Source organism: Acinetobacter sp. NIOH-H-8, from assembly GCF_046635365.1.
In the GTDB taxonomy this organism is placed as follows: domain Bacteria; phylum Pseudomonadota; class Gammaproteobacteria; order Pseudomonadales; family Moraxellaceae; genus Acinetobacter.
In genome coordinates, this window is sequence record NZ_JBHDVN010000045.1 from 1 (window position 1) to 21,692 (window position 21,692).

The 21,692-nt window shown below is 41.9% G+C and carries 18 protein-coding genes and 1 pseudogene; 11 read left to right on the forward strand and 8 right to left on the reverse strand.

What is annotated here, in order from left to right:
• Nucleotides 1-668 (reverse strand): annotated as a pseudogene (locus ACEWB7_RS13610) (IS4-like element ISAba33 family transposase); the annotation flags it as partial.
• 530 nt (nt 669-1,198) lie between these two features.
• On the opposite strand from ACEWB7_RS13610, the gene ACEWB7_RS13615 reads away from it, so the two are divergent.
• The 3 genes from ACEWB7_RS13615 to ACEWB7_RS13625 all read left to right on the forward strand — a co-directional run bounded on the left by ACEWB7_RS13615 (nt 1,199) and on the right by ACEWB7_RS13625 (nt 5,269).
• Nucleotides 1,199-3,358, forward strand: a complete 2,160-nt coding sequence (locus tag ACEWB7_RS13615) for a multicopper oxidase family protein (protein WP_312308455.1) — start codon at nt 1,199-1,201, stop codon at nt 3,356-3,358.
• Between the two features lie 114 nt (nt 3,359-3,472).
• On the forward strand, nt 3,473-4,198 hold the full coding sequence (locus ACEWB7_RS13620; protein ID WP_312308453.1) for a folate-binding Fe/S cluster repair protein: 726 nt from the start codon (nt 3,473-3,475) through the stop codon (nt 4,196-4,198).
• A 273-nt stretch (nt 4,199-4,471) separates the two neighbouring features.
• Nucleotides 4,472-5,269, forward strand: coding sequence for a tetratricopeptide repeat protein (locus tag ACEWB7_RS13625; RefSeq protein WP_312308451.1), 798 nt, complete (start codon nt 4,472-4,474; stop codon nt 5,267-5,269).
• A 72-nt stretch (nt 5,270-5,341) separates the two neighbouring features.
• Here ACEWB7_RS13625 and ACEWB7_RS13630 read toward each other — a convergent pair whose 3' ends face one another.
• The 3 genes from ACEWB7_RS13630 to ACEWB7_RS13640 all read right to left on the reverse strand — a co-directional run bounded on the left by ACEWB7_RS13630 (nt 5,342) and on the right by ACEWB7_RS13640 (nt 8,803).
• Nucleotides 5,342-6,268, reverse strand: a complete 927-nt coding sequence (locus tag ACEWB7_RS13630; RefSeq protein ID WP_312308449.1) for an AEC family transporter — start codon at nt 6,266-6,268, stop codon at nt 5,342-5,344.
• Between the two features lie 58 nt (nt 6,269-6,326).
• Nucleotides 6,327-7,436, reverse strand: coding sequence for an NADH:flavin oxidoreductase/NADH oxidase (locus ACEWB7_RS13635; protein WP_312308447.1), 1,110 nt, complete (start codon nt 7,434-7,436; stop codon nt 6,327-6,329).
• Nucleotides 7,437-7,540: 104 nt separating this feature from the next.
• Nucleotides 7,541-8,803, reverse strand: a complete 1,263-nt coding sequence (locus ACEWB7_RS13640; RefSeq protein ID WP_312308446.1) for a carbohydrate porin — start codon at nt 8,801-8,803, stop codon at nt 7,541-7,543.
• A 382-nt stretch (nt 8,804-9,185) separates the two neighbouring features.
• Here ACEWB7_RS13640 and mutM point away from each other — a divergent pair, with 382 nt between their 5' ends.
• Both mutM and ACEWB7_RS13650 read left to right on the forward strand, forming a co-directional pair.
• Nucleotides 9,186-10,046 carry a bifunctional DNA-formamidopyrimidine glycosylase/DNA-(apurinic or apyrimidinic site) lyase gene (mutM, locus tag ACEWB7_RS13645; protein WP_208462654.1) on the forward strand — a complete coding sequence of 287 codons (861 nt, stop codon included), beginning with the start codon at nt 9,186-9,188 and terminating at the stop codon, nt 10,044-10,046.
• The gene (locus ACEWB7_RS13650; protein ID WP_004785172.1) at nt 10,043-10,327 is read left to right on the forward strand and encodes a peptidylprolyl isomerase; all 285 of its coding nucleotides are present in this window, start codon (nt 10,043-10,045) and stop codon (nt 10,325-10,327) included. Before mutM ends, ACEWB7_RS13650 begins: the two co-directional genes overlap by 4 nt.
• Nucleotides 10,328-10,465: 138 nt before the next feature.
• On the opposite strand, the gene mscL is transcribed toward ACEWB7_RS13650, so the two are convergent.
• Nucleotides 10,466-10,903, reverse strand: a complete 438-nt coding sequence (gene mscL, locus ACEWB7_RS13655) for a large conductance mechanosensitive channel protein MscL (protein WP_312308442.1) — start codon at nt 10,901-10,903, stop codon at nt 10,466-10,468.
• Between the two features lie 152 nt (nt 10,904-11,055).
• Nucleotides 11,056-12,891: a translational GTPase TypA gene (gene typA, locus ACEWB7_RS13660; RefSeq protein ID WP_004785176.1), complete on the reverse strand. Its 1,836-nt coding sequence runs from the start codon at nt 12,889-12,891 to the stop codon at nt 11,056-11,058.
• 162 nt (nt 12,892-13,053) lie between these two features.
• On the opposite strand from typA, the gene ACEWB7_RS13665 reads away from it, so the two are divergent.
• The 3 genes from ACEWB7_RS13665 to ACEWB7_RS13675 all read left to right on the forward strand — a co-directional run bounded on the left by ACEWB7_RS13665 (nt 13,054) and on the right by ACEWB7_RS13675 (nt 16,986).
• The gene (locus ACEWB7_RS13665) at nt 13,054-14,424 is read left to right on the forward strand and encodes a nucleobase:cation symporter-2 family protein (RefSeq protein WP_312308439.1); all 1,371 of its coding nucleotides are present in this window, start codon (nt 13,054-13,056) and stop codon (nt 14,422-14,424) included.
• A gap of 64 nt (nt 14,425-14,488) precedes the next feature.
• On the forward strand, nt 14,489-15,523 hold the full coding sequence (locus ACEWB7_RS13670) for a methyltransferase (RefSeq protein WP_312308436.1): 1,035 nt from the start codon (nt 14,489-14,491) through the stop codon (nt 15,521-15,523).
• Entirely contained in the window at nt 15,523-16,986 is a 1,464-nt protein-coding gene (locus ACEWB7_RS13675) for an amino acid permease (RefSeq protein WP_312308434.1), read from the forward strand. The genes ACEWB7_RS13670 and ACEWB7_RS13675 overlap by 1 nt, the downstream gene beginning before the upstream one ends.
• A 55-nt stretch (nt 16,987-17,041) precedes the next feature.
• On the opposite strand, the gene ACEWB7_RS13680 is transcribed toward ACEWB7_RS13675, so the two are convergent.
• Both ACEWB7_RS13680 and omp38 read right to left on the reverse strand, forming a co-directional pair.
• Nucleotides 17,042-17,575 (reverse strand): peptidase C39, encoded by a 534-nt coding sequence (locus ACEWB7_RS13680; RefSeq protein ID WP_312308433.1) that lies wholly within the window; start codon nt 17,573-17,575, stop codon nt 17,042-17,044.
• Between the two features lie 103 nt (nt 17,576-17,678).
• A complete protein-coding gene (omp38, locus tag ACEWB7_RS13685) occupies nt 17,679-18,740 on the reverse strand; it encodes an outer membrane protein Omp38 (RefSeq protein WP_179993194.1) in 1,062 nt (353 codons plus the stop codon).
• A gap of 375 nt (nt 18,741-19,115) precedes the next feature.
• Between omp38 and ACEWB7_RS13690 the strand changes: the two genes are divergently transcribed.
• From ACEWB7_RS13690 to ACEWB7_RS13700, 3 genes are all read left to right on the forward strand, one after another.
• A complete protein-coding gene (locus tag ACEWB7_RS13690) occupies nt 19,116-19,637 on the forward strand; it encodes a GspH/FimT family protein (RefSeq protein ID WP_004785187.1) in 522 nt (173 codons plus the stop codon).
• 112 nt (nt 19,638-19,749) lie between these two features.
• Nucleotides 19,750-20,925, forward strand: a complete 1,176-nt coding sequence (locus ACEWB7_RS13695; RefSeq protein ID WP_034171111.1) for a thiolase family protein — start codon at nt 19,750-19,752, stop codon at nt 20,923-20,925.
• A 184-nt stretch (nt 20,926-21,109) separates the two neighbouring features.
• The gene (locus ACEWB7_RS13700) at nt 21,110-21,565 is read left to right on the forward strand and encodes a VOC family protein (protein WP_312309501.1); all 456 of its coding nucleotides are present in this window, start codon (nt 21,110-21,112) and stop codon (nt 21,563-21,565) included.
• The last annotated feature ends 127 nt before the right edge of the window (nt 21,566-21,692 follow it).

Below are 21,692 nucleotides of genomic sequence, written 5' to 3' on the forward strand. Positions count from 1 at the left end.
ATACAGTTTCACTCGACCAACCCAAATACGTCGTTTACGACATTCAGTTTGACCAACTTGAAGATGACGAAATAAATCACTAATTTTATGATTCTTGGCTAAGTGATTGGTCACAATAAAGTTTTTTTAACACGTATACAGAAGTTAATGTCATTTTCAATTAACCATGTAAACCATTTCTCACCGATAAATTCTCTGTCTGCAAACACATTCACAATACGATCTTTACCAAAAATGGAGATAAAGCGTTGAATCAAAGCAATACGCTCTTTTGTATCTGAATTTCCACGTTTATTGAGCAATGTCCAAACAATAGGTATCGCTATTCCACGATAGACGATGGCTAACATCAAGATATTAATATCTCGTTTTCCCCATTTCCAATTAGTTCTATCCAAAGTTAATTGGACTTTATCGAATGAAAATATATTGAAAATTAACTGAGAAATTTGACGATAATCGAAATACTGATCTGCAAAGAAGCGTTGTATACGTCGATAAAATGATTGTGGTAAGCACTTGATGGGTAAGGCTTTAGATGCAGAAGAAAGATTACATGTCTGTTTTACAATTAATGCAAGCATAATCAGTGTAAAACATTTTGCATGTGACTTGTTCCACTTTAGATATTTGTTTAAGATGAGATGTAACTCATTGAAATGTGTCATCATATTCGTCGTCAGAAAACAAGTATTATGCCATTATTTCAATGAGTTATCTTTTTTTGTCGTGTACAAAGATAAATTTCATATGAAATCAGAGCTTAGAATTTTTTAATTTTTAGAAATAGTTCATTTAATAAAAAACCGAATCTATGTTTTACATTTCAGTGTTAAGCATAATTTTTAACCGGAAATAGTAAATTTCATTGCAGATATTGCTCGATGAGTTTAGGCGAAAAAATCATTTTTCAGGTTCAGACATACCCCGAAATAAGTTACATTCTAAATTCCATATATTTTTTAAGACTTTCTTACAATTTTAAAAATACGTTAAATATTTATTGGACAACGATGCATAAACATAGGCTTATGAAACGCATCCCTATCTAAAATACTTTATACACGTCATTTTAGCTTACCGTCTGTCGCCTCCCCCTAATTTAGTGATAACAGTCTGTATCTCAACTTTGTAAATCTACCCTCGAATTACTTCATAACAACAACACTCATCACAAAAGCACATAAGGGTGATTACAATGATACAACTCGCCATTATTGGTATCGTTGCTGCAGTGATCGCTGTACTGGCAGCAAGCTGGAATGGAGGTAAAAATCCTTCCAATCCTAAACCGCCAACTCCCAACAATCCTAATCCTCCAACCACTCCCAATAATCCCAACAATCCACAACCTTCTCCAACAACATCCGATACTTTGATTAGCAATCCGCCACTATTGCAAAAAAATTCCAAAGGCACCCATGAACTGATCGTCGCTTATAAAACCGGCAAGATTTACAATCCGAGAAATAGTACCTGGGATCAACTATTCGTCAGAGGTTATCTCACTAATGCCAGCTTGTTTAACAAGAAAAAAGCTGGAGAGTCTGTTGAAGACCTTTTAGTCGGTCCGCAGATCCGGGTCAAACAAGGTGAAATCCTAAAAATTAACCTAAATAACCAGCTTCCACCTGAACAGAAAGCCACCTGCCCAGACAAAGTGGATAATGTGAACGATCCACATTGTTTCAATACTACTAATCTGCATACCCATGGTTTCTGGGTAAGCCCTCAAGGCAACAGCGATAATGTTTTCCTGAAATTTAAACCTCAGGAAAAATTTGACTATCAGTACAAAATGGAGCCGAATCATCCGGCAGGAACCTACTGGTATCATGCCCATCTGCATGGCTCAACAGCTATTCAGGTATCGAGCGGTATGGCAGGCCCATTAATTGTAGAAGGCTCAAGAACTCCAAAAGTAAAAAATGGCAAAGTCACTGAAATAGGCGATATGGACATTTTATGGAAAGAAAAAAATAGCTATCCAAATGAAAACATCCTGCTATTCCAGCAAATTCAATATCGATGTTCTAACCCTGATCCGGATGTAAAATTCGATATTCCTAACAATTGCGAAGGTAAAGGCTTAGGATTACTTGAAGATTATACAGATATCGCTAATCCTGGCTCTTGGGCCGGCCAGAACTTTTATACGTCTATCAATGGTAAAGTTTTAGGAGAGATCAAAGTTGAACAGAATGCATTTAATCGCTGGCGCATGATTCATGGTGGTGTACGCGACACCATTGGTTTGATTATTAAAGAACTGCCAAACTCCAGTAAATTTAGCGCCGCAGACACCCTTAAAGCCTGTCTGGCATATCAGGAAGCAGATCCAAAAGAGTTTAATGAGAGTTTAAAAAGCTTACCTGTTTATACGATTGCTCAAGATGGTTTGACCATGACTCAGGTACAGCGCAGAACACTGTCTGTGTTCCAGCCTGGTTATCGTCATGATGCAATGGTCACCTTCCCAACCACCAACAAATACTGCATTTATGACGCCAAATTAAATATTGAGGATGAAGTGAATGCACCGATCCCAACGGGTCAAATTACTCCTCAACTAGCTCCGAACCATGCTTTCAATGCTCAACTACTGGGATGGGTCCATGTACAGGCAAGTAAGACAAAAGCACAGACTCCTGCCCAGTTCCTACAAGAGCGAGCTAAAAAAATTGGTTTAAGCAAAGAAATTCAGACTCAGTTATCCAAGCTTGATCTTACTGCCTTTACTGATCATCCATCATTGATGACTCCAGCAATTGACAAGCTGGTTGCCTCCAGACCGAAACAATACAGTAAATTTGAGCTGGCTTTCGCAAATGGCCTTAAATTTGGCTTCCGCCATAAAGAAGATGGTGACTTACTCAGTTTTGGAGATGCATTTGATGGCGAAGGATCAGTCGGTCGGACACATGCTAAAGATCCGGATCGTGAATATGTGCGTCAGTTACAAATTGGGCAGACGGATGAATGGGAACTGACAACCGAAGCTTTCGGTGGCCATCCTTTCCATATTCATGTTAATCCATTCCAGATTGTTAAAATCTTAAAAACTGTCACTGGCCCTAATGGCGAATCCAAAGAAGTTGATGTGAGTGAATTAGCACCTGATGATAATGACACAGATGATGTGCAATATCGTGGCATGAAAGGACAATTCAAAGACACCCTGTTTATCAAAGCGAACTATAAATTTATTCTTCGAAGCCATTACAAGAAATTTGAAGGCGATTTTGTACAGCACTGTCATATCCTCGATCATGAAGATCAAGGCATGATGGAAACAGTACGGGTCTGTGGAGGCAAATTCCCTTGTGATTCACCTCTGCCAACCTCGTCGCATCATTAAATAGCCACTCCCTAGAAGTCAACAATCTCGATTGTTGGCTTTTTTGTTTGCCTCTATTAAATGCTTGCTGCACAATAGCTTGATTGATTTTTAGTATTCGAACTGAGGCTGATCATGGCAACATCTCCTGCTTTTACCTTATTTACGCTGAATGGAGTAGATGCGCAAAAATTCCTTCAGGGTCAAGTCACTTTAAATGTCGAAACTCTGGCTGAAAACCTGACTCGCTATACAGCGATCTGTAGCTTGAAAGGACGTATCCAGTTTGGTATCTGGCTGAAAAAAATTAATCCGGAAAGCTTTGAAATTGTCAGCCCTGAAGATCAGGCAGCAGAACTGGCCAGCCACATTAAAAAGTTTGGTGCTTTTTCAAAAATGAAACTGGAACAGGTTGGCCCGGTTTATCCAGTCATTAATGACATCCACACCGATTTTGTTGAAACTGCAACGGATGTTGCCCTTTGGCAAAAGCAAGCCATTGCCTCAGGTCAGGCCTGGATTCAAGCAGCTACCGCGACCTTGTTCCAGCCACAGGAATTGCGTCTGCATCAACGTGAAGGCATTCACTATGACAAAGGCTGTTATCTGGGTCAGGAAGTGATTGCTCGCTTATGGTTTAAAGCTAAACCCAAACACTGGTTGCATTTGATTCAAGGTACAGGCGAAGCACCTGCTGTTGCGACCAAGCTGCACAATGACGTCGAAGTGGTCAATAGCATTGGTACAGAGGAGGGTTATCAGGCTTTGGTAGTTGCCAAACCTGAAGCGTTAGCTGAGCTGGATGTACAAGTTCTTGAATTGCCTGAAGCTTTAAGTGGTGATGTGGCACGTCCACAATAACTAACTGTTCTCTTGATGCAAAAGCCAGAATTCAATTCTGGCTTTTTTATTTTTATTAGAATAAACAATTAAATAGACAAAGATTGACTAAATAAAACACACCTTAAACCAAGCACTCTTTTACTGATTCATCTCCTATATGATTCTCAAATAATTTGTAATTAGTCACATATTCAGTATTTACAAAGCCTGAAATCGTCTTATGATGTAGATGAAAACGACAAAAATCGCACCATGGAATTAGGTGTTAGAAAAATTAAGGTTATCGGAACAATGAAAAAATTAGTACTTGCTGCAATTCTTGCAGTGTCCAGCCAATTTGCCCTCGCAAACACTTCAAATGCCCCAGTCGATCCTCAATTTGCCAAAATTGAAGAGATGGTGAATGCCAAGAATTTCAAGGGTGCCTACGATGCTTTAAGCAAACTGGCCAGCCAGGGAAATGCACAGGCTATCTATAACTTAGGCTATTTAACGCAAACTGGTCAAGGCACTGCGAAGGACGAAAAAAAGGCTATTCAGCTATATGAACAGGCCGCCAGCAAAGGTTATCCAGTGGCCAACTATGTACTGGGCAAAAATTACACAGGTGGTACTTTAGGTCTTAAGCAGGATTTGGGCAAAGCCAAGCAATACCTAGAACGCGCATCGGCAGCCAATTTCGATGAAGCAACCGTAGATCTAGCTGTACTTCTATTTGCTGAAGGCAAAACAGCTTCTGACCAGCAGGCCTTGAAAAAATTACAGCCTCTTATTAGCAAGGGCAATATGCCGGCCATTCATGCCAAAGCCTTATATGACATCAGCAACGGCTTTAAAACCAAGAATGAAAAGCCGATCCAGCAAGGTTTGAGCAGTATTCAGGATCTGGCAAAAAAAGGCTATGTCCCTGCCCTGATGGCGATTGGCAATATGTTTGCCAACGGCAGTATTGTTGCGCAAAACTTGCCTGAAGCGAAAAAGATCTTTGCAGCCCTGGCACAGGAAAATATTCCTAAGGCCAGAGAATCTCTAGCAGCAGTGGATAAAATGATTGCCGAGCAGAAAAAAGCACCTGCCAAAAAAAGTTGATCAGACTTAATTAAAATAAAAAAGCTCCTGTTGGAGCTTTTTTATGGACTATAGATTTATAAGCCAGCTTGTTTAACTCCACCACAAAGTAATAAGTCCACTGGCAACCACAAAACCTGCAATGGTACTCATTAATAATGGCGTTAGAGTCCGCTCATTGAGGCCATACGCCTGCCCCAACATACCGAAAATCGTTGGCATAGGCAGTGCTGCGATCAAGGTCCCGGCATAAATCATTTCCTGACTTAGCTGAGTCAGTCGACTCAGGCCCAGATACATCAGGATTGGCATTAGAATATTACTGGAAAATACCAAATAGAAACTTTGCAGATTTACATATTTCAGGCTCATGCCCACGATTCCGCCACCAATCGCGAACAGCGCCAAAGGTGAGGCAGTCTGTCCAATCATGGCAAAGACCTGGTCCAGATAAATTGGCAGGCGAATTTCAAAAATCGCACAGGCCATACCCAGCATCACCCCCATAAATAAAGGGTTCTGGAACAGCATCAGAATAGTACTTTTCACAAGACTACCCAGATTGGCTTGGTGTTGGGTACCGAGTGCAGCCAAGATCAAGACCATTGGAATCAGGATCATGCTTTCAATAATGACTACCAGTGAGGTATAGGTCATTGCATGCTGTCCCACCAATAAAGTGAGTACTGCTGTACCGATCAATCCGGTATTGGACATCGCTGCCCCTAAGGACAGAACAGCACTATGCGAAGACGTGTTCTTGAACTGACGGCGCATCAGCCAGAAGCTGAAACCATAAAGTAATAAAGTGACAGAGGTATAGACCGCAAAGTATTCAAAATACCAGATTTCATGCAGATCTTTAGAGGCTAGAAACTGGAAGAACAGTAATGGTAAGGCCACTTTGATGACAAAGGCCCCTACCATTTCAACCTGTTCTTTTTTTAGAATTTGACATTTCACACTCAGGTAACCTAGTGCCAATAATAAAAATATAGGCACAATTACCGCAATAATCATATGAAATGTCCTGTTGTATGAGATGCGTTATTATAAGCCTTTCTAAGAAAAAATGGCCTTAAAACGATTCAAACAACTGATTTAAGCCATGCGGTGCAGAACGTAAATATTGTGGAGAAATGGCTATTTTCTCATCCAGCGTTACTGCGGCATGCCAAGGCCAGCGTGGATCATAAAGCAAGGCACGTGCAATCGCGATCGCATCAGCCTGTTTATATTCCAGTATGCCTTCTGCCTGCTGTGCATCGGTAATCAGACCCACAGCAATGACTGGAATATTTACGTCTTTTTTAATCGCTTCAGCAAAAGGGACCTGATAATTCGGATGCACATCAATTTTCTGATCTACATGTAAACCTGCACTCGAAACATGAATGTAGACTGCACCTAGCTTCTCTAGTGCTTTGGATAGTTCAACTGAAGATTCTACATCCCAACTTTCTACGCCATCCATCCAGTCCGTTGCTGAGATACGAACACCAATTGGAAAACCTTCTGGTACTGCAGCTTTAATTGCTTCAAATACTTCAAGCGTCAGACGAATACGGTTTTCAAATGAACCACCATATTGATCCTGACGATGATTCGATAACGGTGACATGAACTGATGCAATAGATAACCATGTGCTGCATGTAGTTCAATTAATTCAAAGCCTGCTTCAACCGCTCGCTTGGCACTGGCCGCGAAATCCTGAATCACTTGCTGGATTTCATCAACACTTAAAGACTTGGGTGGATGTTCATGAGCTTGGAAAGGAATATCACTGGCAGAGACAGTTTGCCAACCGAGTGCATGATCTGGGGCGAACTGCCCTTTGCCCCCCCAAGGTTTATCTGTAGAAGCTTTACGGCCTGCATGTGCAAGCTGTATGGCAAAAGGCATAGGAGAAATTGATTTGACCTTTTGCAATAAGGTTTTGATCTGACTGGCCTGCTGATCATTCCAAAGCCCTAAATCAGCATAACTGATGCGGCCTTCAGGCTGTACAGCAGTGGCTTCCACAATGCAAAGACCTGCACCGGATAAGGCATAATTGGCCCATTGTTGTTCATGCCAGTAAGTGATTTCACCTTGCTCGGTTGCAGAGTACTGACACATCGGGGCAATCACAATTTTATTTTTAAGTTGCAATGATCCAAACTGAACCGGCTGAAATAGTAGTGACACGCGGTATTCCCTCTTTTTGTGAAGTGGCTTTTCAGAACTTTTTACCAAAAAATAAAAAACAGGCTTTGATGAGCCTGTTTATTTATAACGTGATTAAATTCTTTTTAGAAGATCACTCGTGTAGTCAAACCTAACACCAATGCATTATCTACTTGGTTGCTAGACCCCGGATTTATAACGTATTGCAGGTTTGGACGTAGCATCAGCCATTTTGTTGCGTTATAGCTGTAGTTGAGTTCGATATTGTATTCGGCACTCGCATCATATACTGGACGTGAATCTGCAAAGCGGTCATTTACATGTACACGGTTAACCGCTAAACCTAAAATATCATTAGGCTGGCTATCTACCAGACCAATATATTTCAGACCCAACTGTTGTGAATTATCCACTTTATTGGTATCACGGTCATGCCAGGTAAAGTTAGCGAATGAGTGTAGACCCTGACGGCCATTACCTGTTGAAGTCAACTGCTGCTCTACAGCTAACCAGCCCGCAAAGGTACGGTTTTTTCCTTCACCTGTCGCAACATCTTTCTGGTTGGCAACATCATCAGCAGTGTTATACATACCGCCTACACGATAGCTGCCAGGCAAACCATTTACTAATGATTTTGGTGTCCAGATTACTTCTGCAGGAATCGTCACGCCATCAGCATTGTCGGTATCCAAGCTCCAGCCCTGACCTTCTTTAGCACCATTGCCGTTATCAGGATTAAATTCATAAACACCGACTTGTACAGCAACTTCAGGGTTTAACTGCTGTTTTACACGTGCACCCCATTGTGCGACTGGGGTATTCATCCAGATATTGCCCTGCCATTTGCCCATTTGCGCAGCACAAAATGCTGTACTGGCAAAATCACAAGCCATTACGTTAAAGTCCATACCCAGACCCAGACGACCAGCTTTAATACTCAGGCCTTGTTCCTTATAGTTCTTTTCAATTGAAAGTTCGGTTAAACGGCTGTCCTGATTACCACGACCAAATGTTCCTTGAACATTGGCCCATTGAGCTGCATCACCTTGTAAATCACGTACCGATGTACTTTGTCCCTGACGCGCAGTCGCAACTGCACGAACAGTTACGCCATCCCAGCCAGCCAGTTTTTCCATGTCTAACTGTGTACCTAACCATAACTGTGCTGAAGTTAAAGGATCAGCTCCTTCATTACGGCCGCCATCAGCTAAATACGCTGTATCTGTCAGCAAGTTTGCTTCAAACTTGATGCCTTGTTGAGCAAGTTCAGTACGTTTTCTATTCCAGTCGCCTAACAGGTACTGCCCTTGAGAATCAAATGCAGACTCAGCCTGAGCAGAGGTCATGGCTGCCATCAATGGCAATAAAGCTAGACTTAACTTTTTCATATAAAACCTAAACATATGGAGAGAGTAAAGGCAGCCTGATGCATGCCCTGTATAACTTGATACAGAACGTTACATAACTTTTCACTTAAAAACTCAGCATTTTTTTTATTATTAGTAAAACTTTAAGTTATAAGAAAAGATATTTTATATAACAATAAATTTACATATCTTATATTTTTCAGTAAGTTAAATACTAAAAATCAACCAATATATTTCCTGTTTTTATTATTTGGATCTAAAACCATCTCAATATTAAAGTTTATTTTTTAACCAATTGTTAAAATATTTTTGAATGCCCTACTTATAACTTCTATTCAAACAGGACTTGCATTCAGACTTAAAACGCCCAATATTAGCCTCATGATATTAGCTGCTAAGTGTTATGCCTGAATTACCCGAAGTTGAAACCACCAAAACCAGCCTCCTTCCCCTTCTCAATCAGCAAGTGCTAAAAGTTGAAGTGCGTCAGCCTAGTTTACGTTGGCCAATTCCTGATGATCTCGCGCGTCTGCAAGGACAGCGCCTGCTACAGCTTACGCGTCGTTCCAAATATATTCTGGCGCAATTTGAACAGGATACAATGCTCTGGCATCTGGGTATGTCAGGCAGCTTTCGTCTATGTGAAGCCAACGAAGAGTTGCGCAAGCATGATCATCTGATTATTCAATTTGAAGAGATCCAGCTGCGTTACCATGACCCGCGCCGTTTCGGCTGTATTCTCTGGTTAGATGCTCAATCTCAAAGCAAACTGATCGATACGCTTGGACCTGAGCCATTAAGTGAGGCTTTTAATGCCGAGTATCTATTTGAAAAACTAAAAAATAAAAACGTTGGCACCAAAGTTGCAATTATGGATAACCATGTGGTGGTCGGCGTAGGCAATATCTATGCAACTGAAAGCCTGTTCAATATGGGTATTCATCCAGCCCAGCCAGCCTCAAGTTTGAGTTTCGAACAGATTGAAAAACTGGTGGTTGAGATTAAGCGTATTTTGAAACAGGCGATTGACTTAGGTGGTTCTACTTTACGCGACTATACCAATGCCATGGGAGAAAATGGTTATTTTCAGCAGACGCTGCTGGCTTATGGCCGTGCAGGAGAAATGTGCGTGAACTGCGAAACGACACTGCAAAATATCAAGCTCGGCCAGCGCGCATCAGTTTATTGTCCTGAATGCCAGCCGCTAAAAAAAGTCAAGCTTTCACCTAAGCGTATGGTTGCTGTACGAGGTAAGAAATCATGAAGACCGCGATTGTCCGTCATATTCTGGTTAAGGATAAAGATACTGCTGAACAACTCAAAAAGAAAATTCTAGCAGGTGCAGATTTTTCTAAGATTGCCAAACAGTACTCGACTTGCAACTCTGCTAAACGCGGTGGTGAACTTGGTGAAGTAAAAAAAGGCCAACTCGTTCCAGTGATTGATAAACTGGTCTTTACTGCTGCAGAACATGTTCTGCATGGCCCAATCAAAAGTCAGTTCGGTTTTCATTTGGTCGAAATTAAGTTTCGGATGGATTTTTAATTTTATAAATCCCTCCCAATCTCCCTTTAAGAAAGGGAGGAGTCCCCCTTTTTTCAAAGGGTGAGAAGCACTGCTTCGCAAGGAGGGATTCAATAAAAAACGGCGCACTCAGCGCCGTTTTTTATTTACTCCAAAAGCTTAAGCTTCCGGACGTTTTTTTAGCTCGTCACGGATTTCACGTAACAATGCAATATCTTCCGGAGTCGCTTCTGGCTCTGGTGCTGCTTCTTGTTTACGGCGTAGTTTGTTCATCAGTTTCACCAACCAGAACACCACCCATGCCAATAACAAGAAGTTAATGAGAATGGTCAGGAAATTACCATAAGCAAAGACATTCAGACCGGCTGCCTGTGCTTCAGCCAAATTGGTCACATTATTTGGATTATCGCCTAACACGACAAACCAGTTAGAGTAATCAACATCACCACCCAAGATCCAGCTCACGACAGGCATGATGATGTCTTTCACCATAGAATCGATAATTTTACCGAAAGCACCGCCAATGATCACACCCACTGCGAGATCCATGACATTGCCTTTTACCGCAAATTCTTTAAATTCTTGAATAATGCTCATAAAGTCACCAGTATTTTTATGCAATTTTGTGATGGATTATACATTAGTTAGGGATTTCTATTTAAAACTAATTTATTAAGTGTATGTAATTTCTACCCAATAAAAAAGCCGCTGAACTGATTCAGCGGCTTTTTTCGTACGAGTGACCGGTCTTATTTAGAACGGTTACGTTTACGTTCGTTTTCAGTCAGGTAACGCTTACGGATACGGATTGACTTAGGTGTTACTTCAACTAGCTCGTCATCTTCAATGAATTCAAGCGCTTGTTCTAGCGTGTATTCAAGGTTTGGAACAAGAGTCAATGCTTCATCAGTACCAGACGCACGTACGTTAGTTAACTGTTTCGCTTTAGTTGGATTAACCACCATGTCGTCAGAACGTGAGTTGATACCTACGATCATACCTTCATAAACTTCTAACTGTGGTTTAGCAAACAGACGACCACGGTCTTGAAGTGTGAACAGTGCATAGCCCAGGCAAGTACCTTGAACCATAGAAATCAGTACACCGTTTTGACGTTTCGCAACAGTACCTTGTTTAGCAGGACCGTAGTGCGAGAAGCTTGAAGTCATGATACCAGTACCAGAAGTCATGGTCATAAATTCAGAACGGAAACCGATCAAGCCACGTGAAGGAACAGTTGCTTCAATACGGATACGGCCTTTACCGTCAACTTCCATATTGGTCATTTCGCCTTTACGGTGACCCATTTGTTCCATTACAGAACCTTGGTGCTGTTCTTCAACGTCAAACGTTACGTTTTCATACGGTTCTTGCATTTGACCGTCGATTTCTTTCATGATCACTTGTGGACGTGATACACCAAGCTCGAAGCCTTCACGACGCATGTTTTCGATCAGTACAGAAAGGTGAAGCTCACCACGACCAGATACTTTGAAACGGTCAGGACTGTCAGTATCTTCAACACGAAGTGCTACGTTGTGGATCAATTCGCGATCAAGACGCTCACGGATGTTACGTGAAGTTACGAATTTACCTTCTTTACCAGCAAACGGAGAGTTGTTCACCTGGAATGTCATAGACACGGTAGGTTCATCTACAGAAAGTGCTGGAAGCGCTTCAACGTTTTTAGGATCACAGATCGTATCTGAAATGTTCAGTGCATCGATACCAGTTACGCAAACGATATCACCTGCAGAAGCTTCTTCAATGTCAACACGTTCTAAACCATGGTAACCCATGATTTTCAAGATACGGCCGTTACGGGTTTTGCCTTCTTTGTCGATCACAGTCACAGGAGTGTTTAATTTCACTGAACCGCGCTGGATACGACCAACACCGATTACACCTACGAAGCTGTTATAGTCCAAAGATGAAATTTGCATCTGGAATGGACCATCAACGTCAACTGCTGGTGGCTCAACGATGTCTACGATTGTTTGGAACAATGGAGTCATGTCGTCAGCAAGTTCTTCTGGAGAAGGACCAGCAACCCCACGAAGACCAGAAGCATAAACTACTGGGAAGTCTAACTGTTCATCAGTACCGCCAAGGTTGTCGAACAGGTCGAATACTTGATCGATTACCCAGTCTGGACGCGCACTTGGTTTATCAACTTTATTGATAATTACGATTGGTTTTAAACCACGTGCGAACGCTTTTTGCGTTACGAAACGGGTTTGTGGCATAGGACCTTCTTGTGAATCTACAAGAAGCAGTACGCAGTCAACCATCGACATTACACGTTCAACTTCACCACCAAAGTCGGCGTGTCCCGGGGTGTCCACGATGTTAATACGGTATTCTGTATCTGTACGTTTATCTAACCACTTGATTGCAGTATTTTTTGCAAGAATGGTAATACCACGTTCAGATTCTAACGCGTTCGAATCCATGACACGCTCGATCTCACCCGCGCGATCACCGAGAGCACCTGATTGTTGCAAAAGTTTGTCTACAAGAGTGGTTTTACCATGGTCGACGTGCGCGATAATGGCAATGTTACGGAGAGTTTTAATATCTGACATGTAAATTCGATACGTTTTAAATTTGAGGGCAAATTATACAGAAAAATACAAACTTTTGACAGTGACTGTTTGTAGAGAGCGTCAATTTTTTTTCCAATTACTTTTGTAATGACGTGTAACTCGATTAGAATAGCGCCACCCAGCCTTAATTTGCATTGACACATGTCTGATTTTAATCAATCTCCTCCTTCTAAAGATCAACTTGACCTTGTCTACGGCCTTGAAGATCATCCTAAACCGTTTATCGCATTTTTAGCCGCATTCCAGCATTTATTGGCCATTATTGTCCCAATTGTAACGCCAGGTTTACTGATCTGTCTGGCATTGGGTGTGTCTAAAGAAGACACCAATATGATCTTGTCCATGTCTTTGGTGATCTCTGGTATTGCAACTTTCTTACAATCCAAGAAAGTGGGTCCCTTTGGTGCAGGCTTGCTGATTGTTCAGGGTACAAGTTTCAACTTTATTGGCCCAATCATTGGGATCGGTTCAGCGATGGTCGCTGCAGGCACGCCTGTAGAAGCGGTGATGTCTTCGATCTTTGGTGTAGTGATTGCAGGTTCATTTATTGAAATGGGCGTGTCACGCATTTTGCCTTGGGTGAAAAAACTCATTACTCCACTAGTAACGGGTATTGTAGTTCTATTGATTGGTTTAACCTTGATTAAAGAAGGTCTGATCAGCATGGGTGGTGGTTATCAAGCCATGGGCGACAAAACTTTCGCCAATGCAGATAACCTGATCATGTCATGTACGGTACTGGCACTAATTATTCTACTGAACCGTGTGCGTATTACCTGGGTAAAAAGCTCAGCAATTCTGATTGCACTGGTTGTGGGTTATATCCTTGCCGGCTTTATGGGTCATCTCAACTTTGATGGTTTAAAAGATGCACCTCTGGTTCAGATTCCTACCCCAATGCATTTTGGTTTAAGCTTCTCTTGGAGCTTATTCATTCCAATGGCATTCATTTACCTGGTGACTTCATTAGAAGCCATTGGTGATATTACCGCCACATCAAAATTATCGAATCAGCCAGTGGATGGTCAAACCTGGATGAATCGTATTAAAGGGGGTGTATTGGTGAATGGTGCTAACTCCCTGCTTGCAGGCTTATTTAATACCTTCCCAAGTTCAGTTTTCGCACAAAATAATGGTGTAATTCAACTGACTGGTGTAGCCAGCCGTTATGTTGGGATATGGATCGCAGCACTCCTCGTGATTCTAGGTCTACTTCCAGTAGTGGCCGGTGTGATCCAAGCCGTTCCTCAAGCTGTGCTTGGCGGCGCAGTGATGGTGATGTTCGGTGCAGTCGCTGCATCTGGGATTAATATCCTGTCTGGTATTCACTTGGACCGTCGTGCCCTGCTGATCATTGCAATTTCGCTTGCACTTGGCTTAGGCGTTGCACAGGTACCTCAGATTCTGGAACATCTTCCTGAATTATTCCGTAACATCTTTAGCTCAGGTGTTGCGACAGGCGGTATTGCAGCCCTCATATTGAATATTGTACTTCCTGAAGTAAAGAAGTAATTTCATGTCCAAAGAACACTGTCTGAGTTGGACTCGGACAGTGTTTTTTCTATTGGAGAGATCTATGGATCCTAAAAGCGAAGTTTTATTAAGACAATATGATTATTTGTCTGGTCGCATATTGCTGGTGAATGCACCGACCGATGAGCTTCTTGCTGAATGTAGTGAATCTATCCAGCCCTTTATTTGGACATGGAATTATAATGATTTTCAATATTTCCAGTCACAGCAGGCTCAGGTTCATTTCGGCGCAGAATTTCCTGATCAGGAATTTGATCAGGCAGTTATTTTCGTACCTAAATCAAAAGAATTATTGAATTATCTGATTCACAATATTGCAGCCCGATTAAAACAAGGCAGCAGTGTCTTTCTGGTGGGTGAAAAGAAAGGTGGCGTAGAGCGTGCAGCAAAGCAGCTACAGGCTTATGGTAAACTCATCAAGCTCGACAGCGCACGACATTGCCAATTGTGGCAATTGACTCTAGACTGCACGGTCGAAGCAAAAGCGTTGGCAGATTGGGCACAGACCTATACAGTGGCGACACCAAAAGGTGATTTGCAGATTTGTGCACTTCCAGGTGTATTCAGTCAGGATCATCTGGATGTAGGAACAGCGGTGTTCTTACCCTATTTATCTCAAGTGACCTCAGGCAAGATTGCCGACTTTGGCTGTGGTGCAGGCGTGATCAGTGCTTATTTAGCCAAACTGAATCCTGAGAACCGTATTTTTGCTCTGGACGTGGATGCCTTTGCCTTGGCTTCTACTCAAATGACATTTGAGAAAAATCAGCTCAACCCTCAGCAGCTGGAAATTAAAGCTGTGTCAGGTATTAAAGATGCACCGCTTTTTTTACATGCCATTGTCAGCAATCCCCCTTTCCATCAGGGAATCCAGACCAATTATGCGGCCAGCGAAACTTTATGCAAGACTTCGCGTCGTCATCTCAAGTCTGGCGGTGAATTATGGATTGTGGCAAACCGTTTCTTAAATTATCCAATTTTAATTGAACAAAGTTTTGGCCAATGTACAGTCAAAACTGATCAACAAGGTTTTAAAGTGCTCTTCGCCAGCACTCAAAAAAATGCTAAGGAATCATGATGAGCGAAACTCAGAACAGCGTGCAGCTGCAGCGTAAGCTTGGTGCTCGTCATCTCAATATGATCGCGATTGGCGGGTCTATCGGTACAGGTTTATTCCTGGCCTCAGGTGCGACTATTGCCAGCGCAGGCCCGGGTGGCGCACTTCTCGCCTATGCCCTGATTGGCGTAATGATTTATTTCTTGATGACCAGCCTTGGAGAACTTGCGACTCATAATCCGACCTCGGGCGCATTCTTTACCTACGGCACCAAATATGTCGAAGGTGGCTTTGGTTTCGCTTTAGGCTGGAACTACTGGTACAACTGGGCGATCACCGTTGCCTTTGAACTGGTTGCCGTACAGTTCATTATGAAATTCTGGTTCCCTGATATTCCGGGCTTTTACTGGAGTGCGATCTTCCTCGCGGTGATCTTTGGGATTAACGCTCTCACCGTAAAAGGTTTTGGTGAATCAGAATTCTTCTTCTCATTAGTGAAAGTTCTGGCAATTATTGCCTTTATCATCATCGGGATCTGGATGATTGCCAAGATCATGCTAACCCCAGGAGCTTCGGCATTTGCAAACTGGAGGGTAGGTGAAGCGCCTTTTGTAGGCGGTTTCCAGGCCTTGATTGGTGTTGCCATGATTGCCGGATTCTCATTCCAGGGAACCGAGATGGTTGGTGTAGCCGCTGGTGAATCTAAAGATCCGCAAAAAACCATTCCAGTCGCGATCAAGCAGATCTTCTGGCGAATCCTGCTGTTCTATATCGTGTGTATTTTCATTATCGGGACATTGATTGCCTATAATGATCCGCGTCTATTACAGGCAGCTGCAACAGAAGATGTTGCCCTTTCTCCCTTCACTTTATTGTATGAGAAAGCAGGTTTTGCTTTTGCAGCCAGTATGATGAATGCGGTAATTCTGACTGCAATTCTGTCTGCAGGTAACTCAGGCATGTATTCTTCGACCCGTATGCTGTTCGATATGGCGCGTAAAGGCAGTGCGCCTAAGCTGTTTGCCCACCTGGATCCACGCGGTGTGCCGATGAATGCCCTGTATGCGACCACGGCGATTGCGGCACTATGTTTCTTGACCACATTCTTTGGCGAGCAGGAAGTCTTTAACTGGTTGCTGAATATGTCGGGTATGTGTGGCTTCATTGTCTGGCTCGGGATTGCAATCTCACATTACCGCTTCCGTAAAGGTTATCTGGCTCAAGGCTATCAGCTAGAAGGTCTGGCCTATAGAGCTAAATTCTTCCCGTTCGCGCCTTGGTTTGCCTTCGTCCTTTGCTCAATTGTCGTTTTAGGTCAGAATTATCAAGCTGTCCTAGATGGTGAGTGGTTGGCTGTCCTTTCTACTTATATCGGTATCTTATTATTTTTGATGATTTGGCTGGGTTATAAGTGGAAATATAAAACCAAACTGGTTTCCTATCAGGAGATGGATGTTAAACCGATGAATATTGAAAAAGACTAATATCTCACCTTTATTAAAAAAGCAGCTCAAGTAGCTGCTTTTTATATTCTAAAAATTAGTTATGACGCATGACAAAATTACGGTCATCAATCACTATGACTTGCTGACAAATACCTTCTACTCGACGCTGCTGTTCGAAAATCTCTCTAGGCATTGCATCAAAACTATCAAAGAAACTGATTTCTTTTTCATTGATTTCATAAATTAATGAATGGTTCCCCACCCCTTCAAGCGTATCGTAGAACACGATTACAAAAAGGCCTTTATCCACTGATTTTTGAATATCTATATAAGAAAGTGGATATTCATGAACAGGCACTTTGAGTTCTTGTGCTTTTTGATAAAACTGGATTTCAAGCGGCTGTTTATCGGAATCAGTTTCTGTAAAAAACTCAACATCGAGCCCCAATGTTTTGAGGGCAAAAGTGAGCGCAATACTTGAAGCTCCCATCTCATCATTATGCTGTGTCAATCGCACTAAATCAGGAATATGCAGATCTATTCCATAATGATGAAAAACCATCCAGATCGCATAAATACCACTATTAGCTTCCAGACTTTGTAAGTCTTGAGGAAGTTCTATGCTCATGCTTTAACTCAAAATCAGTTTCGAGCAGCAAGTGTATGCAAAAAACAGCCATAAAAAAAGCGACTCAAAGAGTCGCTTTTTTTAATCACTGTTCAATAACGAATTATTGAGCAGCTGGTTGTTCAGCTAGAACAGTACGGCTACCAGTGATTGTCGCGAATACACGACGGTTCATAGCACGACCTTCTTTAGTGTTGTTGTCAGCAATCGGTTGATCCCAAGCGAAACCTTGAGTAGACAAACGAGATGCATCTACGTTGTATTCGTTAACAAGTGCAGATTTAACAGAGTTAGCACGAGCTAGAGATAAACGTTCGTTCAATGCACGTGGACCAGTGCTGTCTGTGTGACCTTCGATACGAGCAGTTGCGTTTGGATATTCAACTAGCTTCTCAGCAACTTTCGCGATTTCTGGTTTGTATTGGTCTTTGATGTTTGATTTATTCGTATCAAAGAACACGCGAAGTTCCATGTTCAGGTCTTCAGTCAACTCTTGTGGAGCTGGTGCTACTGGAGCTACTGGCTCAACTGGAGCAACTTCTACAACGTCAGCAGCTGGTTTCAAACGACCACCTAGAACTACGTTAAGACCAGCAAGTGCTGTATAGTTCCAGAATTTTTCGTCGAAGTGGTAAGTACCACGAGCTTCAGTACGTAGCGCTAAAGCATCGTTGATGTGCCAGAATGCACCGATACCAGCATTACCTAGTGTACCTTCTTCTTCAAAACCACGACCAGTACGACCTAAAGCAGTTTCTGAAGCACCGTCAAACTCATATTTGTAGTGACCAGCACCTAACAATGCATATGGCTTGATTTTGCTGTCATAGTTGCCAGTAAATACGTCAGAAGTTGCATAGAAATTACCTGCAATGTTCTGGCCTTTGTATTCAGCACCAGGTAGATCTCGCATATCGCCTTTAACTTGGCTATATTCAGCTTCAAAACCTAACCATGGAGTTAGTTCAACACCAATTGCAGCACCAACAAATAGATCATCTTCCATTTCACCAGAAGTTGTTAGTTCGCCATCATCACCGCCATTGTTGTGTTGGGTGTCTTGCCAAGTATAACCTAACATTAATGGAGTAACAGTTACGCCTGCGTTTGCAGCAGCAAAAGGAGCAGCTACAAGCATTGCTAAAGCAATACGACTCATTTTCATGGATTTATCCTCCAGAGATAACAATTGTTGTTCAAGCTCAAGCCTTCTAATAGGCCATTCTGAGATAGGCTTTTTTTACCCCAGTGTTATTTTTAAGCTATTCACTGCGCATCATACAAACACTTTATTATTTTTCCAAGTGCTTGATTAATCTAATCAAGTAAATTATTGACAAAATTACTTACAATTTCCGTTGTAATTCAGTAATTTTTTACTCAATTTTTTGTTGTGAATCGCCTATTGTCATTGCCAATTTATTTTTAAGCGCCTTTTTGAATTTTGAGTAAGGCATTTCTTACTCGCTCAATTAAGCATAAAAAACGCACAATTAATAGCATGTTTCAAATAAAAATAATATATAAATCAGGTAACTCTATGTATAAAAAGATAACAAGAGCGTTCACTATTGTTGAGTTAATTATCTGTATTGCCCTTATCGCAATTGTGGTCACCATTGCTTTGCCTTACTTTCATGATTATCTATCCAAGCAGGAAGCCAAAAATATTCCGATGAAAATTACAGCAACCAATCGTTATGCACGCAGCCAGGCAGCTGTGTTTCACCAGAATATTGTGATTTGTCCCAGTCAAGATTCATTAACCTGTCAAGCAAACCAATGGAATAAAAATCTGCTGGTATTTATTGATAAAAACCGTAATCGTCAAGTCGACAATGACGAACAAATTTTACACATTGAACAACTTAATCTTAAATACGGTAACTTGAGTTGGCGAGGTGCCTTAAGTATACCGAACGTAACTTATCAAGCCCAGACGGCTTTACCTATTGGATCGAATGGCAGCTTTTATTATTGTTCTACTCACCTTGCATCTCAGCAACGTATTGTCTTGAATAAAATGGGACATATCCGAATCGAACATCTGGCCTCCTGTTAATAAAACCCTAGAGTCTATGATTTATCCAGATTAGGACTTTAATCCTGTACTTTTTTCAATATACTGCTTAGGTTCGAGAAAAAATGATCAAAACTTATAGGGAGATATAACAATGACTGACATCGTAATTGTCAATGGCGCACGTACAGCGATGGGCGGCTTTCAAGGTAGCCTGGCTAGCGTTACTGCACCTGAACTGGGTGCTGTCACCATCAAAGAAGCGATTGCACGTTCAGGCTTGCAGCCAACCGATATTGAAGAAGTCATTATGGGTTGTGTACTCCCGGCAGGTTTAAAACAAGGCCCTGCCCGTCAAGCGATGCGTAAAGCAGGTCTGCCTGATTCTACCGGTGCTGTTACCATCAACAAATTATGTGGTTCAGGCATGAAAGCAGTCATGCAAGCGGCAGATATGATTAAGGCAGGTTCTGCAACTTATGTGGTTGCAGGTGGGATGGAATCCATGACCAATGCGCCATATGTATTGCCAAAAGCGCGTGGCGGTTTCCGTATGGGTCATGGTGAAATCAAGGATCATATGTTCCTCGATGGCCTGGAAGATGCCGAAACTGGTCGCCTGATGGGTTCATTTGCTCAAGATATGGCAAATAGCAAAGGTTATACACGTGAACAGATGGATGAATTTGCAATCCGTTCACTGAAACGTGCTCAAACTGCAGTCAATGAAGGCTACTTTGCTGATGAAATCGTGCCAGTCACTGTTTCCACCCGTAAAGGTGATGTGGTCGTTGATAAGGACGAACAACCTTTTAATGCCAATATTGACAAGATTCCAACTTTACGTCCTGCTTTTGCAAAAGACGGGACAATTACGGCAGCAAATGCCAGCTCAATTTCAGACGGTGCCTCTGCCCTTGTGCTGACTTCAAGCGACAATGCAGCAGCTAAAGGTTTAGCACCTTTGGCTAAAATCATCGCTTATGCTTCAAACTCCCAGCATCCATCTGAATTCACGATTGCGCCAGTGGGTGCGATTCAGAAAGTTCTGGATAAAACTGGCTGGAAAGCTGAGGAAGTTGACCTTTGGGAAATCAATGAAGCGTTTGCTATGGTCACCATGTGCCCAATGGATGAGTTCAAGCTTGATCCTGAGAAAGTCAACATCAATGGTGGTGCATGTGCACTCGGTCACCCGGTTGGTTCTACAGGTTCACGTATTATCCTGACCTTGATCCATGCATTGAAACGTACAGGCGGTAAACGTGGTATCGCTGCGCTATGTATTGGTGGTGGTGAAGCAACTGCGGTCGCAATCGAACTGATCTAACTCTTTTATAATCAAGTAACAGAGAGGGCTTTTATAGCCCTCTTTTTATTTTATAAATATTCATTTTTTATAATCCATCTATAAAGTAAATTCTTTTACTTACATTTTCATAAAGCTTCTTTATCAATCAAATTCAATTCAAGGCGTAAATTAAAAGGATTCAAAACAAGAAAAGGAATCCTGCATGCGACTTAATCACTATCTTAATTTTCAGGGTGAAACCGAAGCTGCCTTTACCTTTTATCGCTCAGTGTTCGGTGGTAAATTTTCCAGTCTAACTCGTTATGGAGATACGCCTGGACAGCAAGGAATTGATTTATCAGATGAAGAAAAAAATCTGATTTTACATATCTCACTTCCAATCAATGAATACACAGAGCTCATGGGTTCGGATATCAATGACAAACTCTGTACTGAAAATACACCAGCATTTAGTAAGGGTACTAACCACTATATTGCGATTATTTTAAGTGCCAGTGAACAGGATGAAGCCAAACGACTCTATGAAGCTTTATCGGTGAATGGTCAAATCGAAATGCCTTTAGAAAAAACCTTTTGGGGTGCACTTTATAGTGCCTTTACGGATCAATTCGGAGTGCAATGGATGATTAACTGCCTACTTGAAGAACATGCACCCTAAGATGTCTTGTCCTGAAATAGATTGACAGTATTCCACTTCAAACCGAGTTAAGCAATTAGCTCGGTTTTAGTTTGCTCATACGTCTGATTCGGGGTGTTCATATTTAAACTTAAATGTGGTCTATAGC

What these genes read in the sequence shown, in the direction of transcription:
- ACEWB7_RS13630 (WP_312308449.1), bottom strand. Translation starts at nt 6,268, where the DNA reads ATGATTATTGCGGTAATTGTGCCTATATTTTTATTATTGGCACTAGGT.
- mutM (WP_208462654.1), top strand. Translation starts at nt 9,186, where the DNA reads ATGCCTGAATTACCCGAAGTTGAAACCACCAAAACCAGCCTCCTTCCC.
- ACEWB7_RS13680 (WP_312308433.1), bottom strand. Translation starts at nt 17,575, where the DNA reads ATGAGCATAGAACTTCCTCAAGACTTACAAAGTCTGGAAGCTAATAGT.
- ACEWB7_RS13675 (WP_312308434.1), top strand. Translation starts at nt 15,523, where the DNA reads ATGAGCGAAACTCAGAACAGCGTGCAGCTGCAGCGTAAGCTTGGTGCT.
- ACEWB7_RS13640 (WP_312308446.1), bottom strand. Translation starts at nt 8,803, where the DNA reads ATGAAAAAGTTAAGTCTAGCTTTATTGCCATTGATGGCAGCCATGACC.
- mscL (WP_312308442.1), bottom strand. Translation starts at nt 10,903, where the DNA reads ATGAGCATTATTCAAGAATTTAAAGAATTTGCGGTAAAAGGCAATGTC.
- ACEWB7_RS13695 (WP_034171111.1), top strand. Translation starts at nt 19,750, where the DNA reads ATGACTGACATCGTAATTGTCAATGGCGCACGTACAGCGATGGGCGGC.
- ACEWB7_RS13670 (WP_312308436.1), top strand. Translation starts at nt 14,489, where the DNA reads ATGGATCCTAAAAGCGAAGTTTTATTAAGACAATATGATTATTTGTCT.
- ACEWB7_RS13700 (WP_312309501.1), top strand. Translation starts at nt 21,110, where the DNA reads ATGCGACTTAATCACTATCTTAATTTTCAGGGTGAAACCGAAGCTGCC.
- typA (WP_004785176.1), bottom strand. Translation starts at nt 12,891, where the DNA reads ATGTCAGATATTAAAACTCTCCGTAACATTGCCATTATCGCGCACGTC.
- ACEWB7_RS13615 (WP_312308455.1), top strand. Translation starts at nt 1,199, where the DNA reads ATGATACAACTCGCCATTATTGGTATCGTTGCTGCAGTGATCGCTGTA.
- ACEWB7_RS13690 (WP_004785187.1), top strand. Translation starts at nt 19,116, where the DNA reads ATGTATAAAAAGATAACAAGAGCGTTCACTATTGTTGAGTTAATTATC.
- ACEWB7_RS13665 (WP_312308439.1), top strand. Translation starts at nt 13,054, where the DNA reads ATGTCTGATTTTAATCAATCTCCTCCTTCTAAAGATCAACTTGACCTT.
- ACEWB7_RS13650 (WP_004785172.1), top strand. Translation starts at nt 10,043, where the DNA reads ATGAAGACCGCGATTGTCCGTCATATTCTGGTTAAGGATAAAGATACT.
- ACEWB7_RS13620 (WP_312308453.1), top strand. Translation starts at nt 3,473, where the DNA reads ATGGCAACATCTCCTGCTTTTACCTTATTTACGCTGAATGGAGTAGAT.
- ACEWB7_RS13625 (WP_312308451.1), top strand. Translation starts at nt 4,472, where the DNA reads ATGAAAAAATTAGTACTTGCTGCAATTCTTGCAGTGTCCAGCCAATTT.
- omp38 (WP_179993194.1), bottom strand. Translation starts at nt 18,740, where the DNA reads ATGAAAATGAGTCGTATTGCTTTAGCAATGCTTGTAGCTGCTCCTTTT.